The organism is Photobacterium sp. SP02 (assembly GCF_038519165.1).
In the GTDB taxonomy this organism is placed as follows: Bacteria; Pseudomonadota; Gammaproteobacteria; order Enterobacterales; family Vibrionaceae; genus Photobacterium; species Photobacterium halotolerans.
The window spans coordinates 1-6012 of the sequence record NZ_JASJOJ010000109.1; the positions used below are offsets into that span (position 1 = coordinate 1).

Here is a 6012-nt window from a genome sequence, read left to right on the forward strand (position 1 = left end):
TCCAGCCCGGCTGTCAGATACGGATCGACGCCCCAGTCGGATGAGCTGATTGTCTGCCCCTGAAACGTACTGCTGTAATCTGCTTCCCAGCGGTAAACGCCGCCACCGACTAAAAAGCGGAAATCATTATCAGACACCACAGGATAGCGCACGTCCAGCGCCACCCCAGAGGTCAGCACAGGTGTGGCCTTAACCACACTCTGATGATAGTCATCAGACACAGCGCTAGTTGGTTTGAGTGTGGCCTTGCCGTCCCCCTGATCCAAATAGCGGGCCGTCAGTATCCAGTGATGATCGGTTTCATAGCCCACCCCCAGTGACACAGCCGTGTCAGTGTCATCTTGTGAAACAAGGGTATCCGCCGGCTGAGTATGGCGCTCGCTGGCCTCACTCACGCCCAGCTCGGCATCAACAAACCAGGCTGCCTGGCTGTTAAAGCTGATCAACGCCAATACCAGCGCCAGCAGCCGTCCGCCCCAGCGGCGCATGACTCCCAAACCGCCGAGTAATACCAGCATCAGGGCAGTGACAGCCCCTCCTGCCCGGTTTTTCACCACCAGACCTTCACTGAGTGTGGTGGTAACACGTGCCTGCGCGCTGGCTTGCAGGCCAGTCGCATCTTCTATCTGGTAGGTAATGATACTCTCTCCTTCATAACCGGCTTCGGGCGTAAATGTCAGGCTCTGATCTGTGTTTATCGTCACCGAACCTCGGTTTGCCAGCGCAGACACCACTGTCAGACTGTCACCGTCTGCATCTGTGTCATTGTCCAGCACAGCAATGACCACGGCCGTTTTATCATCAGTCTGAATAACATCGTCCACCGCAACCGGGTAATCGCTGTTCAGCACTGTCACTTTCGCTTGCGCATTCGCCGTGCCGCCTGTCCCGTCTGAAATGCTGTAACTGATGGTCGCGACACCATAGAAACCATCAGGAGCGGCATAGTGGATCTGATTAGACGTCAGATTGACCACGCCGAAATCCACCGATGCTGCCAACACAGACAAGGGATCATTGTTGGCATCCGTATCATTGGCCAGCACATCTATCATTGTGTTCCCGTTCCGGTTGAGCAATACGGCGTCATCCACCGCCGATGGCGACAGATTGGCACTCAGCGGTACGCCAACACCGCCCGGATCCATTACATTGCCATTGGCCTGGCCGTCATCATCATTCGGGCCACCGTCTTGTATGGTTAACTGTACGCACCAGTGCCCTTCCTGTAATCCGGCCTGCCACTGACTGTCGCCCGGAGGCGGGCAGTAACCCGCTTCACCCTGAGCAGAAGACACAAGGTTTTGCGCATCAGTGACAAAATTTTTCCAGCCCTGACTCTCTGTGAATTTACGATAAACCGCGTTTGCCGGTATGGGTAAACGTTGCGGCAATACCACCTGATAACTCTGACCGGCTGTCGGCAAACCATGAGCAATAAAGTCAAAGACACCGCCGGTGTTTTTGACCTCGGCATCGGGCGGAATTTCACTGGCCAGCAGTTGCACACCACCCATCTGATTACCTGCAACCGTCGCGCCTTTGCGCAGGCACACACCCGGGTCGCCTTCGAGCAGATAGCGGCCAGATACCACGGCCTGCTCTTGTATGACGTTACAGTCAGCCGTCGCATCCAAATAATCCGGGATGCCGTCGTCATCAGAGTCAATGAAGCCTTCCTGGTTGTCGGGCAGCAGATCGCCATCGCTGTCCTCACCGCCTAACTGCGGCAACTGAGCAATAGCCTCCAGATAAATATGTTTCACCACAGACTGAACAGGCGTACCGTTATCCGTCACTGTCAGCTTAAGGCTGTACACACCCTGTGACAGCGCACCCGGCGCAAAGATAAAGTGTTCATCCTCGGTGCTGAGATTAGCTAGCGCACTGTCGCTGGCTTCCCACAGATAGCTATGGCTGTCTGCACTGTTCACATCTGTGACGTGTGTACTGACAGTAACCTGGCCGCCAGAGATATCCACAATGTGCCGGGAATCGCCATCCTGAATAACACCTGTGGTCACTCTTGGTGCTAAATTCTCTTCTGTGATAGTCAGTGTGTAATCTGACTTACTGCCAAGATTCAGGGTGGGGGATAAAGTAACCGTCAATGTTTCCGGCCCTTCGGGCAGACCATCGCTCAGTACCTCGAATTCAATCGCAGCGCTTGTGCCTTGCTCTAGCTCAAGCACGCCATCCAGCAAGGTGTGATCACTGGCATCACTGCTTCCTGACACGGTATAAGGAATGGTCACCGGGTAATCAGGCGCAGGGCCATTGAGGTGAACGCTGATACTGTGTGTCGTCCCTTCCGTGGTGTGGTCATCTTTAGAGAGTGTGACTAATGGATGCAGAACAACCTGCTGGCTGGCCTGAGACTCATTGCCTTGCGCATCCACCGCCCGCCAGTAAACCGTATGCCTGCCCGGCTTGAAGACTGGGGCCTGATCCACCAGAGAGACAGCCAGTGGCCTGCCCTGGCTGTCTGTGGCTTTGGCAACGCCCAGATCCACTCTGGTAAACAAACCGGTTGCATTCAGCTCAATATCAGCTGGCGGTTGAATCGTCGGAGGCTGGCTCACCGCCGACTCAATCACCACTGTCACCTGACCTATTTGCTGGCCCCCTTCACCATCACTGGCACCATATTTCAGCGAAAACGTGCCCTGCTGTGTGGTGGTCAGAACTGCCTGACCATTTTGTATACTGGCTGTCCCTTTCACCGCCGTCACCCACATCAGACTCAGCAGATCCTGATCGATATCCGTGTCGTTACTCAGCACATCCAGCACATAACGGCCCGACGCGCTGGCTTTAAAGTGATACGAATCAGAAACAATCACGGGCGGATCATTCACCGGTGTCACCGCAAGCGAAACAGTATAAGTACCGGATACCGTTTCGCCGTCTGTCACCTGATAACTGAAGTTGTCGATACCGTTAAAGTCGGCATGGGGTGTATACAACCAGCTGCTGCCCTGGGCGGTTAAACTACCGTGTAATGGTGCATCAGTTACCAGCAGACTCAGTGCTGTGCTGTCGACATCTGTCATCGCCGGGGCAATACTCAGGCTGGTATCTTCGGCCAGAGTAAGCGTCAGGTTTTCCCCTTGCGGTGCATCGTTGACGTTTATCACGCTGATACTGAAGGCTGCCAGAGAGGCCGATTCACTGCCGTCGCTGACGCTGATAACAATGCCGCTGCTGCTGCCGACATGGCTGTTATCCGGTGTGCCGGACAACTCACCAGTCTGCGAATTAAAGCTGGCCCAAACCGGTTTGTTCTCAATGCTGAAGGTCAGCGTATCCGCATCGATATCGGATGCCTGAGGGATAAAGCTGTACTGAGTATCTTCAGACACCTGATCCTGAGGCTGTCCGCTGATAACAGGCGCATCGTTAACATTGTTGACTGTCAGGGTGAACGGCGGCAGCGATGCGGTTTTATCGCCATCAGTAACGCTGATCACTATGTTGCTGACGCTGCCTACCGCATCATTATTTGGTACGCCATACAAACGTCCGGTCTGGGTATCGAAACTCGCCCAGTCGGGCAGATGAGTAATACTGAAGGTCAGGCCATCGCTTTCGACATCCGCAGCCACCGGCTGGAACTCGTAGTTCTGGTCCTGATCGACGTTAAGCACTGGCGTGCCGCTGATGGTCGGCGCATCATTGACCGTCTCGATCGTCACTGAAACCGTGGCTGTATTGGAAACGTCGGCCTCGTTATCAGAAATGGTGTAGGTAAAGCTGTCAGTACCGGATTGATCCGTATCCGGGGTATAGCGCAGGCTACCGTTACCCAGATCCAGCAACTGACCCAGCTGAGGCGGCGTCAGCACCTGAATGGAGCTCAGATCAAGCGTACCGTCCAGATCACTGTCATTGCTGATCAGATCAATATCAACCGGGGTGTCTTCCTGAGTCGTTACCTGATCGGCATTGGCAACCGGCGCATCATTCACGGCCTGTACCGTCATGGTCACAGTGGCGATATTGGATTCAGCATCCAGATCGTCACTCACTTTATAAGTGAACTGATCCTCACCGCTGAAATTCGGCGCCGGGGTATAGGACACCATGCCATTGCTGTCTACGCTGACACTGCCCTGCTCCGGCTGGGTCACTATTGTTAATGTATTTGCAGCTATCGTGCCGTCGATATCCTGATCATTACCCAGTACATTCACTGTGTGCGGCGTATCTTCCAGCAAAGTAGCGGTGTCATTCACGACCACTGGTGCATCGTTGACACTGGTCACAGTCACAGTAACCGTCGCTGGCTGGGAGGTCGCGCCCAAATCGTCCTGCACCACATAGGTAAAGCTGTCGCTGCCAAAGAAATTCGCGTTGGGGGTATAGGTCACCAGTCCATTGGTATCAATGCTGGTCTGCCCGTGCTGTGGCTGGGTGATCACCTGGAGCGTACTGGCATTGAGTGAGCCATCGACATCACTGTCATTCGCCAGCACATCGACAACGCCGCTTTCATCCTCATTCACTGCCAGGCCATCCACCACGGTGACCGGTGCATCATTGACGCCTGCCACATTGACCGTCACCTGAGCGATATTGGAAACCAGCCCTGTGCTGTCCTGTACGGTATAACTCAGCGTGTCTGTCCCCACATAATTCGCGCCCGGCTGATAGTGAATCTTACCGTTCTCAACCGTCGCGGAACCATGGGTTGGCTGAGTCACCACAGTCAGAGAAGCTGAGTTCAGCGTATCCCCTGTATCCACATCGCTGTCGTTCACCAGCACATCCAGAACCACCAGTGTGTCTTCATCCGTACTGCTGACATCCGCCGTTGCCACCGGCTCATCAGCCACAGGGGTAACCGTCACTGTCACTGTGGCCGGTGAAGATGCAGCGCCGTAGACATCCTGAACCTGATAGCTGAAGGTGTCTGTCCCGGCGAAGTTTGCATCCGGCGTATAAGTAATAGTGCCTGTCCCGGTATTGATACTGGTACTGCCATGCGAAGGTGCGGTCAGAACGGTGACACTGGCTGCATTCAACTGACTGTCAGTATCGCTGTCGTTGTCGAGCACACTGATAGCAATCAGGTTATCTTCCGCGACCGTCACCGCATCACCGGCCGCAACCGGTGCAGCGTTGGCGATGGTGAAGTTAAACACCGTCTCGGTGCTGAAACCGGCAAAGGCATTCCCGGCCGTATCCGTTAACGCATCGTTCGTCATGGTGACGTAGTAAGTATGCGTCGGTGTGAAACTCACACTCGGGTCGACCAGCAGCTGACTACCGGAAATACTCACCTCGGTGTCAGACATTGCGTATGTTGCCAGCGTTGTTGCATCCGTGGCATCTATCAGACTCAGTGTGCCGGAGGAATTGCCAATCTGTATATCCTCGCTAAAAGTCAGCGTCAGATTGCTGTTGCGGCTGACATCCGTCGCATCATCAGCCGGATTCAACTGGGTGATATAAGGCGCAGTACCGTCGTAGCTCACCGCCAACTGAGTCGCAGCCAGATTGCCGTTGCCATTCGGGTCGGTAAACCGGCCGCTGGCAATATCCAGCGTGATATTGCCGTCGGTGACCGGCGTCAGGGTTGCACTGTAGCTGCTTCCACTGCCGTGAAAGCCCGACAAGGTCCCGCCACTGACCGTAATATCCGCCGCTTCAAAATCTGTGCTGTCTTCGCTCAATGTCAAGGTGATGTTCGCGGTTTCACCCTGCTTCAACGAGGATTTGTCCGAGTTTATGGTCACGCTTGGCAGTACTGTATCCACACTGAGGGCGAGCTGGGCAGCGGCTGTATTACCATTCCCTGCAACGTCGGTGAATCCATTCGCCGCGACATCAATCGTGGCTCCCGTCGTACTGTTTGCATCCGGGGTGAACGTCGCGCTGTAATTGGCGCCACTGCCGGTGAAATTCGTCAGCGCACCACCGGAAGCAATCACATCACCGGCTGCAAAATCACTGCTGCTTTCGCTCAGAGTAAAGGTGATGGTGGCGGTTACCCCTGTGGCTGATGAGCCG

Annotated in this window: 1 protein-coding gene; it reads right to left on the reverse strand. The window is 54.7% G+C overall.

All coding sequences use genetic code 11. The features are described 5' to 3' along the window. Positions 1–6012 (reverse strand): tandem-95 repeat protein (locus P0Y67_RS22035; protein WP_342393606.1); only part of this gene is annotated, 6012 nt, incomplete at both ends.